Below are 1,146 nucleotides of genomic sequence, written 5' to 3'. Positions count from 1 at the left end.
CCTAGATAGCGGTTGAGGACATTGCGGGTCCTGCGTTCAACCATAGCGTCGTGTCTCAGAAGGCCGGCGACCCACTCGCAGGTGCCGGCATGGAACACCTCGCCTTCTCCACGCTTGAAATTGACGATCATCCCGCTTCCACGTTTTACTTTGTCGATATCGGCGCTGCTAGCTTCGCCCGTCTGCAACTCAGCGACGAACCGACCGTCCCCGTCCCGGATTATCCCATCTTCAGGTGCCAAATCGGCGCTTTCTTCGACCAGAGTTGCCATACCAACAGCAAGGATTTCCAGGCTGTCCGGCGCGCCGCTCTTAGGGGAAGGGTAAGGCTGGCCGTTGCGGATTTCGTAACCCAGTCCGTCCACTTCATAGGCAAAAATGTGACTCCGAGCCGAGCAAATCGCCGTAAAAGAGCCCAGTACCGGCGAAGCCCAGTGGTCCGGCTGATAGATGGGGAAACCTCGCACACCGCGCGGTGCGCACCAGCCCCAGCCGGCATAGATGCCATCGTGGCGTTGAGACCAAACGTTTGTACGCCTGGCCTGCCGATTTCCAGCGCCTCCCATGAATTAGTGGCGCGGGTAATGTTACCGCTTTTGTAGACGGGGTCCTCGGCGCGCGCCCGGAATTTGTAACAAACCTGCTGACGACCTTCGTCCTCCAGCCTGGTCTGCCACATGAAGTTGGCGGCGAAACGTGCCACACGGCCGCCCTGATCGACAAAGGCGTCAACCGCGTCCCGCATTTCCGAGGTCCAGTACTCGTCATGGCCGGCAAAGACAACGCAGTCATAGTCGAGCGGGATCTCGGGCGAGAACTGTAGTTCGTTCTGGCTGGCGAGATCGACGTCATATCCGGCCCGCTCAGCGAAGCGAAAGAAGTGGCTGTCGTAGAACGCCCAGCCAGCAGAGGCGTACTTCACTGAATGTCCCGTAGCAAAGGCCCCTTCCTTGTGCGGATAGCGTGGAACCGTCTTCGGCGGCGTCATCATTTCCAGTGGTACGCGAGGGGCTTCTGGCGGAAGGACGACAAAGCCGCGACCCCACGGCCTTTGCGTTGAGACAATGGGCGAATACTGGTTGCGATCTGGACCTGTGATCCCATTGTAATGTTCGAACCGCCCCAAGTATTATAGGCGAGCCAGGT

Annotated in this window: 1 protein-coding gene; it reads right to left on the bottom strand. The window is 58.9% G+C overall.

The window, feature by feature from the left end:
- Positions 1 to 220 precede the first annotated feature (220 nt).
- A complete protein-coding gene (locus NKI67_RS33750; protein WP_352649171.1) occupies positions 221 to 1,126 on the bottom strand; it encodes a N,N-dimethylformamidase beta subunit family domain-containing protein in 906 nt (301 codons plus the stop codon).
- Positions 1,127 to 1,146: the final 20 nt, after the last annotated feature.

The organism is Mesorhizobium sp. M0408, assembly GCF_040321495.1.
GTDB lineage: Bacteria > Pseudomonadota > Alphaproteobacteria > Rhizobiales > Rhizobiaceae > Mesorhizobium.
This window is presented reverse-complemented; position numbering and strand designations above follow the sequence as displayed.